Source organism: Nonomuraea sp. NPDC049028 (assembly GCF_043197735.1).
Taxonomy (GTDB): Bacteria; Actinomycetota; Actinomycetes; order Streptosporangiales; family Streptosporangiaceae; genus Nonomuraea.
Genome location: NZ_JBICTR010000006.1, coordinates 779665 through 799656 on the forward strand (window position 1 = coordinate 779665; position 19992 = coordinate 799656).

The following is a 19992-nucleotide window of genomic DNA, read 5'->3' on the forward strand; positions in this document are numbered from 1 at the left end:
GCTCGCCTGATCCGGCCGCCCGCCTGCCCGGCCGGGGCATGTCGCCTCGGCCGGTGGCGCGGGTGGGAGGTCAGAGGTACAGACCGGTGGATTCGCCCTCGGTGGGTGGGGAGATCGCGCGGCCCGAGCGGAGCGCGTACAGCTCCGCCAGCGTCGCGCCCGACGGGCCGACGCCCTCGGACGAGCCGAGCCAGCCGACCGCCTCGTTCCTGGTCAGCGGGCCGATCTCGATCTGGGCCAGGCACCGGCCCGGACGTACGACGGCGGGGTGCAGCCGGGTCAGGTCCTCGTTCGTGGTGATCGCCACCAGCACGTCACGGCCCTGTCCCAGCAGGCCGTCGGTGAGGTTCAGCAGCCGCGACAGCCCCTGGCCCGTCTGGGCCTTGGCGGAGGAGCTGATCAGCTCGTCGCAGTCCTCCAGCACGAGCAGCCGCCACCGCTGCGCCTCCTCGTCGGTGTCGTAGCCGACCGCCACCTCCATCAGGTAGCCCGGCTCGTTGAACAGGCGCTCCGGATCGAGTACGCAGTCCACCTGGCACCAGTCCTGCCACTGCTTGGCCAGCGAGCGCAGCAGCGTGGTCTTGCCCGTGCCCGGCGGCCCGTGCAGCAGGACGAGGCGGCCGCCGATGTCGGCCGGGGTGACCGCCATCAGGCCGTCGAGCGAGCCGCGTACGCGGGCGGAGTAGTTGCCGCTGATCTCGTCCCAGGGCGAAGCGGTGATCGGCTTCTCGGAGCGGGTGCCGCCGTGCGCGCCACGCCACCAGAAGCCCATCTCGACGTGGTCGGTGTCGGGCTCCGGCTCCTCGGCGCCCTCGGTGCACTCCTTCAGCACGGAGCGGGCCAGCTCGTCGCTGACCGCCGTGACGCTGACGGTCGCGGTGCGGTTGCGGTGCCGGATGACCCGCAGGGTCCAGCCGTCGCCGCAGATCAGGCTCGACACGGAGCCGTCCTGTACCTGCGCGGTGCGTACGGTCCGGCCCTGCTCGGGGCGGAGCGCGGCGTCGGGGCGTACGCGCTCCAGGTTGGCCAGGCGGGACCAGGGCTGGACGCCGGTCGCGAACGGCGACAGGGCCAGAGCGTCGATGACGTCGATGGCGGAGTCGGCGTCGTCGATCCAGATGTTCATCGGGAGCTCAGGGGAGTCCGGGCTGGGGAACGGCACCTCCTTAATCACAGACATAACAGTAATGATCCAGGTTCGCGGCCCGGTCTGTCGACGGCATTTGCGCAATTCCAGAGGTATTGCTGGCGTTCCGGGTGTCAGCCCTTGCTCAGGTCCCCGGTCTCCTCGACGATGCCGGGCCCCGGTACGTCGCGCCACATGTAGGTGAGCTTGCCGCCGTCGAGCGTGAGCCAGACCGTGCCGGCGATGCAGTCGATGGTGTCGGGCTGGAGGGAGAAGGTGAGCTTCGTCCCGGCCACCCGCGTCAGGGTGATCTTGCCGGTGCAGCTGGTGGCGCTGTCCTTCTCGGCCCACCCGGCGGTGGACTGCCCGGTCTTCAGGTCGATCGTGACGGTGGCGCCGTCGGAGTCGATCGGGTTCGTGGAGGTGGTGCGGCCGGACCACTTGCCGGCGAACGTGCCGGGGATCTTCAGCGAACCGCTTTGCGGCTTCTGCTTGGTGACGTTCTTCTCGTTGGCGGTCGCCTGAGGGGTGCTCGTGGGTTCCTGGGTGGTGCTCGAGGACGTCTGGGCCGTGGTGTCGCCCGGGGCGGGGCTGGCCCACCGGATGGTCTCTCCCGCCGCCACCAGGGCGAGCACAGCCACCGCCGCGCCGATCAGCAGGCCGTGCGGGCGGTTCCGCTTGGAGACGTCCGTGGTGAGCGCCGCGGCTCGCGGTCCCGTACGTTCTCCCGCGCTTGTATTGGGAACGCCCGGCCTCTCGGTGGCCTGGCCGGCAGGGATGCCCGGCGCGGGGGCGGGTGGGGTCGACATCGGATTGACCAGGGAGACCATCAGGTCGCGGGCCGTGGGTCGGTGCGCGGGGTCCTTCGCCAGGCACGACGCCATCAGCCCGCGCAGCCGGGGCGGCAACTCCGACAGGTCCGGGTCGGCGTGCAGGACCCGGTGCAGCACCGCGGGCACCGTGTCCGCGCCGAACGGGCTGCGACCGGTCGCCGCGAACACCATCGTCGCCGCCCACGCGAACACGTCCGACGCCGGGGAGGCGGGCGAGCCGGCGATCTGCTCGGGCGACAGGTAGGCGGGCGTCCCGATCAGTCCCGAGGTCAGCGTCGCCGCGCCCTCCGCCCTGGCGATGCCGAAGTCCACCACGCGGGGCCCGTCCGGGCCGAGCAGGACGTTGGCCGGCTTGAAGTCGCGGTGCACGATGCCCGCCGCGTGGATGGCGGCCAGGGCCGTGGCCGTGCCGACCACCAGGCGTTCCAGCTCGCCGCCGCGCAGCGGGCCGCGTTCGCGGGCGCGCTCCGCCAGCGACAACCCCTCCACGAATTCGCTCACGACGTAGGGCCGCGGCCCGTCGATCGAGGCGTCCAGCACGCGCGCCGTACAGAAGGAGGCGATGCTCTCCAGCGCGTCGAGCTCCCGCGCCAGCCGCGCGCGGGTCTCCTCGTCACCGGTGCTGAGCAGCTTGATCGCGACCGCCTCGCCGTCGCGGGAGTGCGCCAGGTAGACGACGCCCTGCCCGCCCTTGCCGAGCCGCCCGGCCAGCCGGTACGCGCCCAGCGACGCCGGGTCGTCCGGGGTCAGGGGGGTCGCCATGGCGGATACGTTACCGCTCGCCATGCATCCGTAGAGATAGCCCGGTACCTTGTGTCCTCGATCGAAAGTGTCCTTGATCGAATCACTGCGTACGTGGGGGTTTCTGGGGTGGCGAGGGTGACGTTCCGCGAGCGGGCGCGGTACTGGTTCGACAACACCATGTCGAAGGGCACGGCCTCACTGATCGGCTGGCTGGCCGTGGTGTCGGTCGGGCTCATCGTGGTGGTCGCCGGGCTCACTCTCTGGCTGGCTCCAGAGGAGCCCGAGGGCGTCGGCGGCGCCGGCCACGTGATGTGGATCGCGCTCATGCACGCGCTCACCCCGAGCAAGGTCGCCAGCGACAAGGGGTCGGTCGCCTATATGGCGGTGATGTTCGCCGGGTCGCTCGGCGGCATCTTCGTCGTCAGCATGCTCGTCGGCCTGCTGTCCAACGGCCTCAAGCAGAAGGTCGACCGGCTGCGCAGGGGCCGCTCCCGCATCGTCGAGTCCGGGCACACGGTGGTGCTCGGCTGGTCGGACCAGGTGTTCACGATCGTCGCCGAGCTGGCCAAGGCGCATGCCAGCCAGCCGGGCTCGGTCATCGCCGTACTGGCCGAACGCGACAAGCTGGCCATGGAGGAGGACATCCGCGAGAACATCGGCGACCTGGGCAGGACCCGCCTGGTCTGCCGTACGGGACGGCCCACCGAGTCGCGTGACCTCAACCTGATGAACCTGGCCGCCGCCCGGTCCGTCGTCGTGCTCTCACCCGACGGCGAGGACCCCGACGCGCATGTCATCAAGATCCTGCTCGCCCTGGCCAAGCGCCAGGGCACCCGCCCGCCGGTGGTCGCCGCCATCGCCGCCAGCCGCAACATCGCCGCGGCCCGCCTGGCCGGCGGCAAGGACGTGCACCTGGTCGACTCCGACGACACCGCCGCCCGGCTCATCGTCCAGTCCTCGCGGCAGTCGGGCATGTCCGTCGTCTGCATGGACCTGCTGAACTTCGACGGCGGCGAGATCTACCTGCGCGCCGGGACGGAGCTGGCGGGCAGCACGTACGGCGACGCGCTGCACGCCTACGAGACGGCCACGGTCATCGGCCTGCGCCGGCCCACCGGAGTCATCCTGAACCCGCCCATGGACACCGTCATCGAGGCCGCCGACCAGATCATCGTCATCGCCCACGACGACTCCGCCATCCGGCTCGCCACCGGCGCGCCCGCCCTCGAGCAGAGCGCGATCGCCGTCGCCGGCGGCTCCCCGCTCGAACCCGAACGCACGCTCCTGCTCAACTGGAACGGCCGGGCCGACCAGATCGTCCACTACCTCGACGCCTACGTCGCCCCCGGCTCCGTCCTGGAGATCGCCGCCGACCACCCCAAGGCCGGGACCGGCCTGGCGGACCTGGTCAACCTCACCGTGAACGTCAAGGAATGCGACACCACGGACCGGTACGCGCTCGAATCCCTCGGCGTCGGCCTCTTCCAGCACGTCATCGTCCTGTCGGACGACCGCTTCAAGCCGCACCACGCCGACACCCGCACGCTCATGACGCTGCTGCAGCTGCGCGACATGCAGAGCGCGATGGGCGAGCACTACTCGATCGTCAGCGAGATGCACGACGAGCACAACCGCGCGCTCGCGGAGGTGACCGAGGCCGACGACATCGTGATCAGCGACACGGTGATCGGCCTCCTGCTGGCCCAGCTGGCGGAGAACCGCCACCTGGCGGACGTGTTCGGCTACCTGTTCGACTCGCGCGGTTCGGAGATCTACCCGCGCCCCGCCGGCTCGTACGTGGCCTCAGGTACGCAGTTCACCTTCTCGACGGTCATAGAGGCGGCGCGCCGCAGAGGCGAGACGGCCATCGGCTACCGCGACAGCTCGGCGCTCAACGTCCCGCCGCACTACGGCATCGTCCTCAACCCACCGAAGTCCCAGCCCATCGTGCTGAACCGGCAGGACGCGGTGATCGTCCTGGCCGAGCGCTGAACCCGGGCGACGGCGCGGACTTGCCCGGAAGGCTACGGTTTGGGCGTGAGGACGATTGACTGGGTAGACGGCGCGGTCGAGCTGGTGGATCAGACGCGCCTGCCGGACGAGTGCGTCATGGTGCGGATCGAGACCGTCGCGGACCTGATCGACGCCATCCGGCGGCTGGCCGTACGCGGGGCGCCCGCGCTCGGCGTGGCCGGGGCGCTCGGCGTCGTGCTGGCGGCCGGCGACCAGGACGCCATAGCCAGGCTGCGCGCGGCCCGGCCCACCGCCGTGAACCTCGCCTGGGGCGTCGACCAGGCCGCCACGCACCTGCCCAAGGGGCCGCAGGCCGTGCTCAAGGCCGCGCTGCGGATCCGCGACGACGACATCGCCGCGTGCGAGGCGATGGGCCGGCGCGGTGCCGACCTGCTCGAAGGCGACCGGCTGCGCATCATGACCGTGTGCAACACCGGCGGTCTGGCGGCCGTCGAACGGGGCACCGCGCTCGGCGTCGTCCAGACGCTGCACGAGCGCGGCCGGCTGGCCGAAGTGCTCGCCCTGGAGACCCGTCCGCTGCTGCAGGGGGCCCGGCTCACCACGTGGGAGCTCGGCAGGATGGGCGCGCCGCACCGGCTCGTCGCCGACTCCGCCGGGCCGTACCTGCTGGCCAAGGGGGACATCGACGCGGTGCTCATCGGCGCCGACCGCATCGCCGCCAACGGCGACACCGCCAACAAGATCGGCTCGTACGCGCTGGCGCTCGGCGCGGAACGGGCCGGGGTGCCGTTCATCGTCGTCGCGCCCGAGACCACCATCGACCAGGCCACCCCCTCGGGCCGGCAGATCGAGATCGAGGACAGAGGCGCCGACGAGATCGTCTCCATCAGGGGCATGCGGGTGGCGCCCGAGGGCACGCGGGCGCTGAACCCGGCGTTCGACGTGACCCCGCACGACCTCATCACCGCGATCGTCACCGACAAAAGGGTGATCAGACCGTAAGAACCATAAAAAATCCAGATCTACCGACCTTTCCGCGCACTCCGGGCTACGCTCAGTGGTCACATTCCCCTACCCCCGGAGACACAAGGTGGCCATCGACCTCGTGTTACGGCGTGACTGGCACGCCCGTGCCCCGCACGGTGACTACACACAGCTCGACTCCACCAAAGGAGTAAAGGTCCACTACACGGGCGGCCGGGTCGAACCGGGCATCCTCGCCGACCACGCGGGCTGTGTGTCGCTGGTGCAGTCCGTTCAGGGCTACCACATGGACGGCAACGGCTGGATCGACATCGGTTATTCGTTCGTCGCCTGTCCGCATCGGAAGGTGTTCGAGGGGCGAGGGCTGCACCACTTACCGGCGGCCAACGGGGCCGGGCTCAACTCGGGCCATTACGCCGTGCTCGGCCTGGTCGGCAACGCCGGGCTGGTGGAGCCGCCCGACGGCCTGCTCAACGGCATCCTGGACGCGGTCGAGTACGTCCGGGAACGCGGCAAGGCGGGCAAGGAGATCAAGGGGCACCGGGACGGCTACTCGACCGACTGCCCGGGCGAGCCCCTCTACGCGTGGGTCAAGCGCGGCGCGCCCCGGCCGGGTGGCGGCGGCGGTGGGCCCGAGGTGCCGACGGCGCCGCCGTTCCCCGGGCGGCTGCTCAAGTACCCGCCCGTGATGCAGGGCGAGGACGTGCGTACGTGGCAGCAGCAGATGAAGGTACGCGGCTGGGAGATCGAGGTCGACGGCGCCTACGGCAGTGGCTCGCGCGACGTGTGCCGTCGTTTCCAGCGCAGCGTGAGCATCGAGGATGACGGCATCGTCGGTCCGACCACCTGGCGGCTGAGCTGGGAGGCACCGCTGCCCTGACAGTGGGGTCGGTCAGGGGCGAACCCGGGGTTCCTCGCCTAACAGGGCAACGCCTACTATCCGAACATGCATCTGGTAGCGGGTTTTCCCCCCACCAATCGGGATGACTGGCGGGCGCTGGCGCTTGAGGTCCTGCGTAAGACGGGTGTCGAAGCGGAGTCGCCCGAAGAGGCGCTGTCCAGCATCACGTACGACGGGGTGACGCTCGCGCCGCTCTACGACGCCGCCGATCTCCCCAAGACCCTGAGGAAGGGCGCCCCTGGGGCGCGCGCCGGGTGGGATGTGCGGCAGCGGCACGCCGTGGCCGACGCGGAGGCCGTACTGGCCGATCTGGAGCACGGTGTCACCTCGCTCTGGCTGGTCCTGGGTGCCGGCGCGATCCCGGTCGAGCGGCTCGCCGACCTGCTGCGGGAGGTCCTTCTGGACCTCGCGCCGATCGTCCTGGAGGCCGGGCCCGAGGTACGGGAGGCCGCCGAGACCCTGTTCGGGCTGGCGGCGGAGCGCGGCGTCTCGCCGACGGGCAACCTGGGCGCCTCGATCGGTACGGCCGGCCGGGACATGACGGCCGAGCTGGCGGCGCGGTGCGCGGAAGGCTTCCCGGGGATGCGGGCCGTCCTGCTGGACGCCACACCGTACCACGACGCGGGCGGGAGCGACGCCGACGAGCTCGGCTGCTCGATCGCGCTGGGCGTCGAGCACCTGCGTGCGCTCACCGGTGCGGGGCTCCCGGTCGAGCAGGCGTTCGGGCAGCTGGAGTTCCGTTACGCCGTCACCGACGACCAGTTCGCCGCCATCGCCAAGCTGCGGGCCGCCCGTACGCTCTGGGCGCGGGTGGCCGAGGTGTGCGGGGCGCCGGACGGCGGGCAGCTGCAGCACGCGGTGACGAGTTCCGCCATGATGACCGCCCGCGACCCCTGGGTGAACCTGCTCCGCACCACCATCGCCTGCTTCGCCGCCGGAGTGGGGGGCGCGGACGCGGTGACCGTGCAGCCGTTCGACGCGTGCCTGGGGGTGCCGGACGCGTTCGCCCGGCGGATGGCGCGCAACACGCAGGCGCTGCTGCTGGAGGAGGCCGGGGCCGGCCGGGTGGCCGACCCGGCGGCCGGCTCCTGGTACGTCGAGCGCCGCACCGCCGACCTGGCCGACCGCGCCTGGGCCTGGTTCCAGGAGATCGAGGCCGCAGGGGGGATCACGGCGGCCTCCGGCCTGGTCGCCGAGCGGATCGCGGAGACCAGGGAACGCCGTGCCGACGACATCGCCCACCGGCGCTTCCCGATCACCGGCGTGAGCGAATTCCCCCACCTCGACGAGAAACCGGTCCGCCGGAGCCCCGGTGACGGGGGCGCACTCGCGGGGGAGGGGTTGCCGCGGATCCGGTACGCGCGGGAGTTCGAGGAGCTGCGGGATCTCGCTGACGCGCAGCCGGAGCGGCCCGTGGTGTTCCTGGCCACCTTCGGACCCGTCGCCGCCCACACGGCCCGCGCCGCGTTCGCCGCGAACCTGTTCCAGGCGGGCGGCCTGGCCACCCAGACCGCCGGGCCGGGGACCGACCCCGACCAGATCGCCACCGCCTTCGCCGTCAGCGGCAGCGACGTGGCCTGCCTGTGCTCCAGCGACAAGATGTACGGCCTGCACGCCGAGGCGGTCGCCGCCGCGCTGAGACGGGCGGGCGCGAAAAAGATCTGGCTGGCGGGGAAGGGGAGCTACGAAGGCGTCGACGGCCGCCTCTACGCCGGGTGCGACGCGCTCGCCGTGCTCCGCACGACCTTCGACGACCTGGAGGTGACGCGATGATCCCGGACTTCTCGGCCATCCCACTGACCGACCCGACCCCCACCGAGCCCGCTCAGCCCGCCGTAGATGCCGCCGTAGAGGCCGCCGAGGTCTGGGATACGCCCGAGGGGATCGGGGTCAAGCCGGTCTACACGGCCGACGACCTCGACGGGCTCGACTTCCTGCGGACCTATCCGGGTGCCGCGCCGTACCTGCGCGGCCCCTATCCGACCATGTACGTCAACCAGCCCTGGACGATCCGCCAGTACGCGGGCTTCTCCACGGCCGAGGACTCCAACGCCTTCTACCGCCGCAACCTGGCCGCCGGGCAGAAAGGTCTGTCGGTGGCGTTCGACCTGGCCACGCACCGGGGCTACGACTCCGACCATCCGCGGGTGGCCGGTGACGTGGGCATGGCCGGGGTGGCGATCGACTCGATCTATGACATGCGGCAGTTGTTCGACGGGATCCCGCTCGACCGGATGTCGGTGTCGATGACCATGAACGGCGCGGTCCTGCCCGTACTGGCGCTCTACATCGTGGCGGCCGAGGAGCAGGGGGTGGCGCCCGAGCAGCTGGCCGGGACCATCCAGAACGACATCCTCAAAGAGTTCATGGTCCGCAACACCTACATTTATCCCCCAGGCCCATCGATGCGCATAATTTCGGATATTTTCGCGTTTACCAGTGAAAAGATGCCGAAGTTTAATTCCATCAGTATCTCCGGCTATCACATCCAGGAGGCCGGGGCCACCTGTGACCTCGAACTCGCCTACACGCTGGCCGACGGGGTCGAATACCTGCGGGCAGGCGTCGCCGCCGGGATGGACGTCGACAGGTTCGCGCCCAGGCTGTCGTTCTTCTGGTGCATCGGCATGAACTTTTTCATGGAGGTCGCCAAACTCCGGGCCGCCCGCCTCCTGTGGGCGAACCTCGTTTCCGGATTTAATGCGAAAAATCCGAAATCGCTGAGCCTCCGTACCCACTCCCAGACCTCCGGCTGGTCCCTCACCGCGCAGGACCCGTTCAACAACGTCGCCCGTACGTGCGTCGAGGCCATGGCCGCCACCCAGGGCCACACCCAGTCCCTGCACACCAACGCCCTCGACGAGGCGCTCGCGCTGCCCACCGACTTCTCCGCCCGCATCGCCCGCAACACCCAGCTCCTCCTCCAGCAGGAGTCGGGCACCACCAAGGTGATCGACCCGTGGGGCGGCTCCTACTACGTCGAACGCCTCACCCACGATCTCGCCGAACGCGCCTGGGCCCACATCCAGGAGGTCGAGGCCGCCGGTGGCATGGCCCGCGCCATCGAGGCCGGGCTGCCCAAGCTCCGCATCGAGGAGGCCGCGGCCCGCGCCCAGGCCCGCATCGACTCGGGCCGCCAGCCCGTGATCGGCGTGAACAAGTACCGCACCGACGCCGACGAACCGATCGAGGTGCTCAAGGTCGACAACAGCGCCGTGCGGGCGCAGCAGCTCGACAAGCTGCGCAGGTTGCGGGCCGAACGCGACGGCGGCGCCGTGGCCCGCGCGCTCGACGCCTTGACGAAGGCCGCCGGCGAGCCCACTCCCGGTCTCGAGCACAACCTGCTCAAACTGGCGGTCGACGCCGCCCGCGCCAAGGCGACCGTGGGCGAGATCTCCGACGCGCTGGAGCGGGTCTTCGGGCGCCACGCGGAGCAGGTCCGTACCATCTCCGGCGTGTATCGCGACGAGGCGGGCCCGGCCGCCAACATCGAGCGGGTACGCCGGGCGAGCGCCGACTTCGAGCGCGCCGAAGGCCGTCGCCCGCGCATCCTGGTGGCCAAGATGGGCCAGGACGGCCACGACCGCGGCCAGAAGGTGATCGCCACCGCGTTCGCCGACCTGGGGTTCGACGTGGACGTCGGCCCGCTGTTCCAGACGCCGGAGGAGGTGGCGCGGCAGGCCGTCGAGGCGGACGTGCACATCGTCGGCGTGTCCTCGCTGGCGGCCGGGCACCTGACCCTGGTGCCCGCGCTCAGGCAGGCACTGGCGGCGCTGGGCGCGGACGACGTGATGATCGTGGTCGGCGGCGTCGTCCCGCCGGGCGACTTCGACGAACTGCGCGCGGCCGGCGCCTCGGCGATCTTCCCGCCCGGTACGGTGATCGCCGACGCCGCCCTGGACCTGCTGGAGGAGCTCGCGTCCCGCCTGGGGCACTGACCCGGGCTCAGTCCAGCCGGTCCAGCACCTTGACGGCGACCTGCGTGCCGTCCGGGGCGTACCCCAGGTAGACCACGCCCTGACCGCCCGCGCCCAGCCGCCTGGTCAGCCGGTACGGGCCGATCTCGGTAGGGTCCCGCTCCGTCATCAGTCTTCGATGGAGCAGACGGAGAACGTCGTGGATCTGCTCTTGACGACCGGCGACGTCAACTTGAACGTGACCGTGTGCGTGCCTTCCTTCACCATGTAGCCCTGCGACCCTTCCCAGCCGGTGTACTCCCCATGGCCGATCAGGCCCCCGCGCCGCATGACGGTCTTGCCGTCGATGAGCCAGGCGAAGTTGTACTTCAGCACGTCGTACTCGCCCGGCGGGGTCTTGTCCGTCTCCACGTTGGTGTCGAAGTTGACCGGCGGCATGAGGCAGCCGTTCGTGGGGTGGGCGCCCATGGCGCGGATGGCGAGGATCGAGAGGTTGCCCTTGGTGACGGCGGGCTTCTTCGTGGTGCGGGTGGGGGCGGGCGTCGAGCGTTCGGGGGAGGACGTGGGCTTGGTCGTGGGCTCCGCGGTGAGCTTTGTCGTGGGTTTCACGGTGGGGCTCACGCTGGGTTTTCGCGTGGGCTTGCGGGTGGTGGTCTTGCGCGGCCGGGGACTCTTCGACGGGGTGGTGTCCGCGGTTTGGACGCCTGTCTTGGGCGAGGAGGCGGCCGCGGGCGGCTGGGTCCCCGTGCCCGGCGGGAACGCGAGCGTCACGGTGGTGGCGATGGACGCCATGATCGCCACACTCCCGCCCCCGGCTAACAGCGGGATGAGCACCCGCCCACGCCCCGCCGCCTGTCCCTGCTCCATGCCTTGGCCGGGCCCGATCGGTCCCGTGGGCTGCGGGCCGTGCCCGGCGCCCATCGAGCCGTGCGCGCCGGGCACGGCCCCGTGGGCCCCGGTCGCTGGGAAGCCGGGCCCGGCGACCGGCGTACCGGACGACTGGCCGCCGAGGAGCCGCAGCAGGACGTCCTGCATGGTCGGGCGGCGGGCCGGGTCCTTGGACAGGCACGCGTACACGATCGCCTGCAGCGACCGCGGCAGGTCCCCCAGCTGGGGTTCGTTGTTGAGGATGCGGCTGATGACGGCGGGCAGCGAGTCCTGCCCGAACGGCGGCTCCCCGCCGGCCGCGTACACGATCACCGACCCCCACGCGAACACGTCCGCCGCCGGCCCGGCGGGCGCCCCGGCCAGCTGTTCCGGCGCCATGTAGGCGGGCGTGCCGACGATGCCGCTGGTGACCGTGAGCGCGGAGTCCGTCGCGCGGGCGATGCCGAAGTCGATGACGCGCGGGCCGTCCCGTCCGAGCAGCACGTTCGCCGGTTTGAAGTCGCGGTGCACGATGCCGGCCGCGTGGATGGCCGCCAGCGCCGTGGCGGTCGCCACGGCCAGTCGCTGCAGGTCGCCGCCGCTGTGCCGGCCCGCCTGCTGGAGCGAGGGGCCTTCGACGTACTCGGTCACGATGTACGGCCGGGCGCCCAGCGAGGCGTCCAGCACCTGCGCGATGCAGAACGGCTCCACCCGCCGCGCCGCCGCGACCTCCTTGGCGAAGCGGTCGTCCCCGACCAGCCCGTCCAGCAGCACCTTGACCGCGACCGGCCCACCGTTCGGCGCCTGCGCCAGGTAGACCACGCCCTGGCCGCCCTCGCCCAGCCGCCCGACCAGCCGGTACGGGCCGACAGCGCCGGGGTCCTCCGGCAGGAGCGGTTCCGCGGCCATCGTCAGTTCGTCTCACCCGGGCACAGCGTGACGGAGACGCTCCGCTGCCTGGCCACGGGCGAGGTGATCCGCAGGGTCGCGAGGTGGGTGCTTCCGGCGCCCTTGATGTTGCGGGGCGAGGTCAGGTACAGCTCGCCGTCCTGCGGGATGGTGGCCGTCGACCGCGACACCGTCCTGCCGTCGATGACCCAGGCGAAGCTGAAGTTCAGCGGATTACCCTGGCGCTGGACCAGCCCCCTGAGCGTCACCTGGCCACCGGAGTAGCACCCGTTGTCGAGCGCGCCGCCGGCGCGGACGTACCGGACCTTGAGCTGCCCGCCCGCGACCGAAGTGGCCGTCGGGTCCGTGCTGGGGGTGCCGTTCTGGCTCGCGGGGTCCGGGGTCGGCTGGGACGTGCGGGTCTTCTTCGGACGGGGTGTACGCGTGGGGGAGGCCGATGGGGTCGGCGTGGAGACGCCGGACAGGTTCTTGGTCTTCGGTTGCGGTGTCGAAGGGGTCAGCCACACGATCGCCGCGCCCAGCGCCAGCACCGAGATGCCGGAAGCGCCCGCGATGGCGACGGTCTTCACACGCCGCCGCCGGGGCCGCGCCTTGCCGTCGCCCCCGGCCGCCTGCGGGCTCACCTGAGTGGCGTCCTGATCGGGCGCGGGACCATATCCGCCCTGATCCGGCACGGCGTCATACCCGGCCTGGTCCGGCGCGGGAGCGTAGCCAGGCTGCTCGGGCGCGCCACTGTACCCAGAGCGGTCCGCGCCGTATCCAGGCTGTTCCGGCGGCGTCGGAGGCCGGGACTGTCCGCCGAGCAGGTGCAGCAGCACGTCCTGCATGGACGGGCGGCGGGCCGGATCCTTGGCCAGGCAGCTCAGCACCACCGAACGCAGCGGCTCCGGCAGCTCACCCACCTGCGGTTCGCTGTGCACGATGCGGTTGATCACCGCGGGCAGCGAATCGTCGCCGAACGGCGGCACCCCCGACGCCGCGTACACGATCACCGACGCCCACGCGAACACGTCCGCCTGAGCCCCCACCACCTGCCCCGCCAGCTGCTCCGGAGCCATGTAGGCGGGCGTGCCGACGATGCTGCTCGTCGAGGTCACCCCGGAGACCAGCGCGCGGGCGATGCCGAAGTCGATGACGCGCGGGCCGTCCCGCCCGAGCAGGACGTTCGACGGCGTGAAGTCGCGGTGCACGACGCCCGCCTGGTGGATGGCGGCCAGCGCGGTCGCCGTCGCGACCGCGAGCCGTTGCAGCCGCGCCCCGCTGTGTCGGCCCGCGTTCTGGAGGGACGGGCCGTCCACGTACTCGGTCACGATGTACGGCCGGCCAGAGGTCGACGCGTCGAGCACCTGCGCGATGCAGAACGGCTCCACCCGCCGCGCGGCGGCGATCTCCTTGGCGAAGCGGTCGTCGCCCGCGATGTCCTCGCGGAGCACTTTGATCGCGACCGGCGCCCCGTTGCGCGCCTGGCCGAGGTAGACCACGCCCTGGCCGCCCGCGCCCAGCCGTCCGACGAGCCGATAACGCCCCACCGCCGCCGGGTCGCCCGCTCGTAGGGGTTCGACATTGGGCATAAGGGGAGTGACTCCTGTGACAGCTGAGAATAGACGTCCAGCACCTTAGCGCCAAAAGTCAGGATCTGTCGGAAGTTAAGCTGACCAAGCCTGAGAAAGGAGGGCGAGTGCGCTCGCTGGAGGACTATGCCCGTGGGGTGCGCGAAGGCTCGCGTACCTGGATCGCCCGCGCGATCACGCTCGTGGAGTCGACCAGGGCGGACCACATCGCGCTCGCCCAGCGGCTGCTGGTCGAGCTCACCCCGCTGTCCGGCGGGGCCACGCGGGTGGGCGTCTCAGGGGTGCCCGGCGTGGGCAAGTCCACCTTCATCGACGCCCTCGGCACCATGCTGACCGGCCAGGGCCACAAGGTCGCCGTACTGGCCGTGGACCCCTCCTCCACCAGGACCGGCGGGAGCATCCTGGGCGACAAGACCCGCATGGCCCGCCTGTCGATGGACCCCGCCGCCTTCATCCGGCCCTCGCCCACCTCGGGCACCCTGGGCGGCGTGGCCAAGGCGACCAGGGAGGCCATGGTCGTGGTGGAGGCGGGCGGGTTCGACGTCGTGCTCGTCGAGACCGTGGGCGTCGGTCAGTCGGAGACGGCGGTGGCCGACATGGTCGACACGTTCCTGCTGCTCAGCCTGGCGCGTACCGGGGACCAGCTGCAGGGCATCAAGAAGGGCGTGCTCGAACTGGCCGACGTCATCGCGGTCAACAAGGCGGACGGCGAGCACGAGCCCGCGGCGCGCAAGGCGGCGCGGGAGCTCGCGGGGGCGCTGCGCATGCTGCGTTCCGACAGCGTGCCGCCGCCGGTCCTCACCTGCAGCGGCCTCACGGGCGCGGGGCTCGACGAGCTGTGGCGCAAGGTGCTGGCCCACCAGAAGTCGCTGGACCTGGCCGCCAAGCGCCGCCGCCAGCAGGTGCAGTGGACGTGGACGCTGGTGCGCGACCGGCTGCTGACCGAGCTCCGGGACGCGCCGGAGGTGGCGGCGATCGCGGAGGAGGTCGAGCGGGACGTCCTCGCGGGGACCCTCACCCCGGCCCTCGCCGCCGACCGTCTCCTGTCCGCTTTCGAGCGCCCACGCCGGTGATCGGCCTAGGTGAGTGCGTCTCGGGTTGAGATTCCTCCTCCGCTGGGTGGTATATCCCATCCGCTTCTACGCCCCGTAATCACTCAGTGACGTGATTCATGTCACTATTGCCCCCATCTACGCCTGGAGGGGCATATGGGTGCGGAGTCGGGGCTGCCGGAGTCGGTCACAGGGGCATTGGCGGAGTACGGGCGGCTGCTCGGCGAGCACGGCATCACCTGGGGCGAGCCGGAGATCCACTACGTCAAGCTCTTCGCCAGGCGCAGGGTCCTGCCTCCCGCCCAGATGGAGCTGTTCTGGCGGCTGGCCTACGGCCGCCTCGCCGACCGTCACCCCGGCGAGACTCAGGACCTGCTCGCCACCCGCCTGGCGGAGCTGGACTTCGACGAGCTCCTGCGCGACGCGCTCGACGGCGAACTGCCCGCCCACCTGGCCGTCCTGCGCCTGACGTCCGGCGGCGCCGTACTGGACTGCACGCCACGCGCGCTGCTGGATCGCGTACCGCACACTGTGCCGGACCCCACGACGGGCACGCAGCGGGACCCCACGGCTGGTGCGCAGCCGGACCCCGCGACAGGCGGGCCGCCGGACCGTGCGGATCGCACCGGACCGCCGCGGTTCGCGATGCTGGTCGATTCGCGGCGCGACGTCGCCAGTGCCGTCGTCGTGGACGGCGCCGAACGGGTCGTCGCGCCGAGAGGCGCCTGGCTGGTCGAGATCGACGGCGACAGCACGGTCACCGTCGACGGAGCACCCGTGCCGATCGACGGGCTGACCAGGACGGCCCCGGCGGCCACGTTACGGCTGAGCGCCGGGTTCCCGTGCCGGTGGAGCGTCGCCGGCGCCGACGGACAGGGCTGGTTCCCCGAGGCGACCCCGCACCGCCACGACTTCCACGGCCGCCCGTACTTCCACGGCGACGACCTCGTCCTGCGCGTCCCGGCCGAACCGCTGACGGTCACGGTGACCAGGGGCATGGAGTACGGCGCGGCGACCGCGGAGATCACTCCGGAGCCGGGCGAGGAGCACCTGGTGCGGCTGGCCCCGCGCAGGATCTACGACGCCGCGGCCCTCGGCTGGTACGGCGGCGACATGCACGTACACCTCAACTGGGCCGGTGACGTGGTCGGCCTGCCGGCCGACGCGGCGGCGGCGCAGCACGGCGAGGACCTGCATGTGCTCAACCTGGTGGCCGGCAACGTGTCGGGCAGCCGCGTCTACGACCGGGCGGCGCTCGACCACTGGAACGGCGCCGACCTGCCCTGGTCCGACGCGACCCACCTGGCCAGGATGGGCGCCGAATACCGCAACGATCTGCTCGGCCACGTCTACGCCTTCGCGCCGCGGGCGGCGCCGGAGCGCTTCCACACCGGGTTCGACGGGGACGCTGACTGGCCGCCCAACGCCGAGGGCCTGCGCGAGCTGCGCGGCCTGGGGGCGCTCGTCGGCTACAGCCACCCGTTCCACCAGCCGATCGGTGACTGCGACTCGCCCAAGTCCATCGTCTGGCCAGCGCCGCGCAACTGCGCCGCCAGGGAGCTGGTCGCCGACGCCGCGCTCGGGCTCGTCGACAGCCTCGACGTGCTGACCCACTCGTCGATCACGGCGAGCGCGGCCGTGTACCGGCGGCTGATCGGGGCGGGCAACCGGCTGGCCGTCACGGCGGGCACCGACTCGATGTTCTCCTTCACCCGGGCCGGCAACCAGTCGAACCCGCCGGGCTGGGCCCGCGTCTACGCCCAGGTGGAGGGCGCGCTGACCGCCGCGTCGTTCGCCGAGGCGGTACGGGCCGGCCGTACGTTCGCCACCACCGGACCCTGGCTGGAGCTCTCGGTCGACGGGTACGGGCCGGGCGACACGATCGACACGTGCCGCGGCGACCGGCTGACGGTCACCGCCACCGCCATCGGCCCGGAGGTCACGGCGGTCCGCGTCCGTACGGCGGAGGGCGTCCGCGCCGGGGCGGAGCGCCTGCCGGCCGGCGAGCGGTGGGGTGGCGAGGTACGCGGCCTGGAGCCCGCGACCAGCCCCGGCGAGTGGGCCGAGGCAGGTGGGCGCCCGCCCGCGGTCCACTGGCGCGGCGAGGAGGAGGTGCTGAGCGTGACGGTCGAGCTGGAGACCGACCGTCCCACGTACGTGATCGCCGAGGCCCTGTGCGATCCGCACCCGCGCACGCTCAACCACACCGGCTACGCCCTGACCAGCCCCGTGTACGTGGACGTCGACGGCAGGCCGGTGGCCACGCCCGCCGACGTGCGGTGGTGCCTCGACTGGCTCGACCTGCTGGAGGACCTCATCAAACAGCACGCCAGGCTGGCCGACCGCGACCAGCTCGTCGACCACCTGGCCGTGCTGCGACAGGCCAGAGCGGTTTACCAGTCGCGTCTACGCTGAAGGCGATGGACATCGATACGCTGCTCCGCGGCCACCCCGACTGGTTCGGCCACCTCGAATCCGGTGGTCCCGCCAAGATCGCCTTCCCCGACGACCTCGCGGACGAGCTGGTCAGGCTCGCCGTGCCGCACGAGGACATCGGCGCCGTCCTGGCCACGCTGCCGGAGCCGGGCGGCCCGCTGTGGTGGCTGGCCGAACGGTGTGTCGGCTCGCTGGTGACGGCCATGGGCAGCCTCGACCCGCCCCCTGCCTTTCCCGACCTGCCCGAGCTGGGCCCGTACTTTTTCGTGCACGTGTTCGTCGCCGCCCTGCCGTACACCAGGCGGTATCACCGCGAACACGGCGTCCCGGACGCGGTCTCCCGGGCCACGCTCGCCGACCTGGGCCGCAACATGGCCGTGCACCGCAAGCGGCACGGCACCGCCGGCCTGCAGTACCCCAGGTGGTTCATGCGGCACGCCCGCGGCATCCTGTACGAGCTGGGCAGACTCCAGTTCGAGCGGGTCAGGATGGGCACCAGGACCGGCGAGGGCGTCGCGGCGGCGGGGCTGCCCGCCGGGCCGGGGGATCCGGCGCTGGGCGTGCACATCCCCGACTTCAAGGGCCCCCTCACGCCCGCCGCCTGCGACGCGTCGTTCGAGCGGGCCAGGGAGTTCTTCCCGCGCTGCTTCCCGGAGGAACGCTTCCTCGTCGCGACGTGCCACTCGTGGCTGCTCGACGACCAGCTCGCCGGCTACCTGCCCGCGAGCTCCAACATCGTCGCCTTCCAGCGCCGCTTCCACCTGCTGCACCGGTGCGACACCAGCGCCGTGCTCGACTTCGTCTTCGGATCGGAGGCCCCCGCCGAGTGGCCCCGCCGTACGCGGCTGGAGCGGGCCATCGCCGACCACCTCGCCGCGGGCGGCGGATGGTACGGCCGGGCGGGCTGGCTCCGCCTCTGACCAGGGCAATGCGCGGATGATGACCGCATGTGTTAAATTTTGGCCATGCGGTCAGAAAATGAACCGAGCGGCCAGAAGGCGCGTTCGTTCATCGAAGAGGCGCGGCGGGCCCAGATCGTCGCGTCCGCGATCGAGGTGATCGCCGAGTCCGGGTTCGCCGGGGCGTCGCTGGCCCGGATCGCCCAGCACGCCGGCATCAGCAAGGGCGTCATCTCCTATCACTTCGCCGGCAAGGACGAGTTGATGGAGGAGGTCGTCAACCAGGTCTACACCGCGATTGGCAAGCACGTGCGGGCCCGGATGGAGGGGCAGGTATCGCCCACGGACCTGCTCAGGACGTACATCCTGGCGATCGCCGAGCACATGAGGGCGCACCGGACGCAGCTCAAGGCGCTCGGCCAGATCTTCTACAACCTGCGCACCGCCGACGGTCAGCCGCGTTACGGCTTCAAGGCCAACGAGGAGACCTACGCGGCGCTGGAGCGGATCTACCTCGCCGGCCAGGCCGCCGGGGAGTTCAGGACGTTCGACGTACGCGTGATGGCCGTCACGATGTCGTCGGCCATAGACAACATGTTCGGCTACTGGGTGACCTATCCCGACCACGACCTCGACGCTCACGCCAGAGAGCTGGCCGACCTATTCGAGAGGGCTGTCAAATGAAGACCGAGCCGAGGACTGCCACGCGGCTCTTCGCCATCGACAACCTGCGCATCGTCCTGACCGCGCTGGTCGTCATCCACCATGTCGCGGTCACCTACGGAAACATCCCGCTCTGGTTCTACACCGAGCCCGCCAAGGACCCCTCGGGGGTCGCGCTGGACATCCTCGTGGTGTTCGACCAGGCGTTCTTCATGGGCTTCTTCTTCCTGATCTCCGGCTTCTTCACGCCCGGCTCCTACGACCGCAAGGGCAGGCAGCCATTTCTGCGGGACCGCCTGATCCGGCTGGGCATCCCGTTGCTGGTCTTCCTGCTCGTGCTGCGTCCGCTGGTGACGATCGGCTCCTACCGGTCCGACTACGCCTCGTTGCCGTACTGGCAGTACTACATCGGGTCGTGGGATCCGGGACCTATGTGGTTTGTCGAGGTGCTGATCGTGTTCGCCGCCCTCTACGCGCTGTGGCGGCGCTTCAGCGCGCCGGTCGAGACCCCGTTCGGGGCGCCACACGCGGTGTTGCGGGCGCGCTGGATCGTGCTGTTCACCGTCGGCCTGTCGGTGGCCACCACCTTGTGGCGCATCCCGGTGCCCGTCGGCTCCTACGTGCCGGTGCTCGGGCTGCCGACGCCGTACTTCCTGCCGCAGTACGCGGCCATGTTCGTGGTCGGCCTCATCGCCTTCAGGCGCGGCTGGTTCATGACCCTGCCCACCAAGGCGGGGCCGCTCGGGTTCGGCATCGCGGCCCTGGTGAGCGCCGTGCTCCTGCCGCTCTCGCAGGTCACCACGGGCGCGCTGTCGACCGCCGTGACCGCCACCTGGGAGTCGGCCTTCGCGGTCAGCGTGATCATCGGGCTCACCGTGGTCTTCAGGGAGCGCTTCAACCACCAGGGGCCGCGCGGCAAGTGGCTGTCGGCCCAGGCGTTCACCGTGTACATCATCCACCCGCTCGTCCTGGTCGCGATCGGCTACGCGCTGAGCGGGCTGCACGCGATCGCGATCGTCAAGTTCGCCGTCGCAACCGTCATCGCGCTGCCGGTCTGCTGGGGGCTGGCCTACCTCGTACGGTCGCTGCCGGGCGCCAAACGGGTGCTGTGATGTC

15 protein-coding genes are annotated in these 19992 nt (G+C 71.3%); 10 read left to right on the top strand and 5 right to left on the bottom strand.

Going from position 1 to position 19992, the window contains the following annotated elements:
• Nucleotides 1-70: 70 nt before the first annotated feature.
• Both ACGFJ2_RS26945 and ACGFJ2_RS26950 read right to left on the bottom strand, forming a co-directional pair.
• On the bottom strand, nt 71-1180 hold the full coding sequence (locus ACGFJ2_RS26945) for a DUF5925 domain-containing protein (RefSeq protein WP_357946036.1): 1110 nt from the start codon (nt 1178-1180) through the stop codon (nt 71-73).
• Between the two features lie 80 nt (nt 1181-1260).
• Nucleotides 1261-2721 (bottom strand): serine/threonine-protein kinase, encoded by a 1461-nt coding sequence (locus ACGFJ2_RS26950; RefSeq protein ID WP_393472663.1) that lies wholly within the window; start codon nt 2719-2721, stop codon nt 1261-1263.
• A gap of 108 nt (nt 2722-2829) precedes the next feature.
• Between ACGFJ2_RS26950 and ACGFJ2_RS26955 the strand changes: the two genes are divergently transcribed.
• The 5 genes from ACGFJ2_RS26955 (at nt 2830) to scpA (ending at nt 10500) form a co-directional block, all read left to right on the top strand.
• On the top strand, nt 2830-4695 hold the full coding sequence (locus ACGFJ2_RS26955; RefSeq protein ID WP_393472666.1) for a potassium transporter TrkA: 1866 nt from the start codon (nt 2830-2832) through the stop codon (nt 4693-4695).
• A 45-nt stretch (nt 4696-4740) separates the two neighbouring features.
• Nucleotides 4741-5679 carry an S-methyl-5-thioribose-1-phosphate isomerase gene (mtnA, locus tag ACGFJ2_RS26960; protein WP_358180721.1) on the top strand — a complete coding sequence of 313 codons (939 nt, stop codon included), beginning with the start codon at nt 4741-4743 and terminating at the stop codon, nt 5677-5679.
• An 88-nt stretch (nt 5680-5767) separates the two neighbouring features.
• Nucleotides 5768-6541: an N-acetylmuramoyl-L-alanine amidase gene (locus ACGFJ2_RS26965; protein ID WP_393472669.1), complete on the top strand. Its 774-nt coding sequence runs from the start codon at nt 5768-5770 to the stop codon at nt 6539-6541.
• A 66-nt stretch (nt 6542-6607) separates the two neighbouring features.
• Nucleotides 6608-8335: a methylmalonyl-CoA mutase family protein gene (locus ACGFJ2_RS26970; protein WP_393472672.1), complete on the top strand. Its 1728-nt coding sequence runs from the start codon at nt 6608-6610 to the stop codon at nt 8333-8335.
• Nucleotides 8332-10500 carry a methylmalonyl-CoA mutase gene (scpA, locus tag ACGFJ2_RS26975; protein WP_393472675.1) on the top strand — a complete coding sequence of 723 codons (2169 nt, stop codon included), beginning with the start codon at nt 8332-8334 and terminating at the stop codon, nt 10498-10500. The genes ACGFJ2_RS26970 and scpA overlap by 4 nt, the downstream gene beginning before the upstream one ends.
• Before the next feature lie 7 nt (nt 10501-10507).
• On the opposite strand, the gene ACGFJ2_RS26980 is transcribed toward scpA, so the two are convergent.
• From ACGFJ2_RS26980 to ACGFJ2_RS26990, 3 genes are read right to left on the bottom strand one after another with little or no spacing between them, the layout of a single operon-like run.
• Nucleotides 10508-10648, bottom strand: a complete 141-nt coding sequence (locus ACGFJ2_RS26980; protein WP_357946057.1) for a hypothetical protein — start codon at nt 10646-10648, stop codon at nt 10508-10510.
• Nucleotides 10648-12255 (bottom strand): serine/threonine protein kinase, encoded by a 1608-nt coding sequence (locus ACGFJ2_RS26985; protein ID WP_393472678.1) that lies wholly within the window; start codon nt 12253-12255, stop codon nt 10648-10650. The genes ACGFJ2_RS26980 and ACGFJ2_RS26985 overlap by 1 nt, the downstream gene beginning before the upstream one ends.
• 2 nt (nt 12256-12257) lie before the next feature.
• Nucleotides 12258-13826 (bottom strand): serine/threonine protein kinase, encoded by a 1569-nt coding sequence (locus ACGFJ2_RS26990; RefSeq protein WP_393472681.1) that lies wholly within the window; start codon nt 13824-13826, stop codon nt 12258-12260.
• A gap of 107 nt (nt 13827-13933) precedes the next feature.
• On the opposite strand from ACGFJ2_RS26990, the gene meaB reads away from it, so the two are divergent.
• From meaB to ACGFJ2_RS27015, 5 genes are all read left to right on the top strand, one after another.
• A complete protein-coding gene (gene meaB, locus ACGFJ2_RS26995) occupies nt 13934-14899 on the top strand; it encodes a methylmalonyl Co-A mutase-associated GTPase MeaB (protein ID WP_357946064.1) in 966 nt (321 codons plus the stop codon).
• A 135-nt stretch (nt 14900-15034) separates the two neighbouring features.
• Complete coding sequence (locus ACGFJ2_RS27000; protein ID WP_393472685.1) at nt 15035-17293, top strand: CehA/McbA family metallohydrolase; 2259 nt, start codon at nt 15035-15037, stop codon at nt 17291-17293.
• 5 nt (nt 17294-17298) lie between these two features.
• Nucleotides 17299-18234: an acyltransferase domain-containing protein gene (locus tag ACGFJ2_RS27005; RefSeq protein ID WP_393472688.1), complete on the top strand. Its 936-nt coding sequence runs from the start codon at nt 17299-17301 to the stop codon at nt 18232-18234.
• 45 nt (nt 18235-18279) lie between these two features.
• Nucleotides 18280-18897: a TetR/AcrR family transcriptional regulator gene (locus ACGFJ2_RS27010; protein WP_393472691.1), complete on the top strand. Its 618-nt coding sequence runs from the start codon at nt 18280-18282 to the stop codon at nt 18895-18897.
• Entirely contained in the window at nt 18894-19988 is a 1095-nt protein-coding gene (locus tag ACGFJ2_RS27015; protein ID WP_393472694.1) for an acyltransferase family protein, read from the top strand. Before ACGFJ2_RS27010 ends, ACGFJ2_RS27015 begins: the two co-directional genes overlap by 4 nt.
• The last annotated feature ends 4 nt before the right edge of the window (nt 19989-19992 follow it).